Consider the following 1,311-nt stretch of genomic DNA (forward strand, 5'->3'; position numbering starts at 1 on the left):
CATATGTGATAGAGTTGGCGGTACATTTGGGATGCCATCTCTGGCTCAACTAATCAGAGAAAAAAGCTCAATAAGCAGAAATTGAGAGCTTTCCACTCAATTTGAAGAGGATACAAAAAATGATTTCATTTGCTTTTCTGTTTCTTCCGGATATTTTTTGCGTAGCATTCAAATAAATTCCTTTATGGTTTGTATCAGTTAAAACAGAATTATCTTTAGGCAATGAAAATATTTGAATTTATATCTTTGTAATTCCTAAGTGAGAAAGAGGGAACTTCAGAGCCAATGCCACCAGAAGAGCAAAAAATGGCAACAGTCCTGGGTAGCATGGACCCTTCAGGGAACGATCCTGTGACCGAAATTGAAATAATGAGGGCTGGAAACCCGGCAATCATTGGATCATGGCTGCCAGGGGAGGAGAAAATGAAAGGAGTAATGTGCGGCATTGATGCGGTTGGCTATCAGGCCAGGGACAGAAACGATCCCTCAAAAGAAAAACCTACACAGGTATTAGACGACCTGATAAGGTTAATCAACCCAACCGGGCACCTTGGAGTTATCGGCGTTTATATGGCAAATGATCCTGGAGCCACCGATGAACACGCCAAGAAAGGAGAATAGATGCTTCCCTTCGGACAGCTCTGGGAAAAAGGCATGAGCGTTGGAACCGGCTAGACGCCAGTAAAAGCAATCCATGAAATACTCAGAGATATGATAATTGGAGGACAAGCAAAACCCAGTTTTATAGTAAGCCACAGGATCTCCTTTGATGAAGTTCCTGAGGCCTACAGGGAGTTTGATCAACGTGTGAATGGCTATACAAAGGTGATAATCAAACCTCAAAAGTAAGATCTTTAAAATCAAGAATGTAAAAAACACTCAGCCATAGTGTAAAAGACACTTAGCCATAGTGTAAAGAATACTCAGCCATAGCGTAAAATACACTTAGCCATAGTGTAAAAACATTCAGCCATAGTGTAAAAACATTCAGCCATAGCAAAAGACACTTAGATGTAATGTAAAAAATACTCAGCCGTATGAGGAAAACTTTCAAGTGCTATTTAGAGAGAGTGAAGAAAGTGAAAGTGGAATAACCGCTTTCACTTATCCGACATTTTATGTAATTAATATTTTTTAGAATACCAGTTATGTCCCTTTTAATGCCGGCAAAACATCTTTTCCGTAAGCTTTGATGAAAGCTATCTGGTCCGAGGCTTTTGAATGGACATATATATGGGTGAAACCTGCTTCAATATATTTTGTAACTATTCAGGGTATAGTTAGCGGCGCTCCTTTGAGCGCCGCGAGAAT

At 40.0% G+C, this 1,311-nt stretch carries 2 protein-coding genes; both read left to right on the top strand.

What is annotated here, in order from left to right; all coding sequences use genetic code 11:
- Positions 1 to 306 precede the first annotated feature (306 nt).
- The gene (locus ASJ81_RS23320; protein WP_212556079.1) at positions 307 to 621 is read left to right on the top strand and encodes a hypothetical protein; all 315 of its coding nucleotides are present in this window, start codon (positions 307 to 309) and stop codon (positions 619 to 621) included.
- 90 nt (positions 622 to 711) lie between these two features.
- Positions 712 to 849: a hypothetical protein gene (locus tag ASJ81_RS23325; protein ID WP_212556080.1), complete on the top strand. Its 138-nt coding sequence runs from the start codon at positions 712 to 714 to the stop codon at positions 847 to 849.
- Positions 850 to 1,311: the final 462 nt, after the last annotated feature.

It is taken from the genome of Methanosarcina spelaei, assembly GCF_002287235.1.
Classification (GTDB): Archaea; Halobacteriota; Methanosarcinia; order Methanosarcinales; family Methanosarcinaceae; genus Methanosarcina; species Methanosarcina spelaei.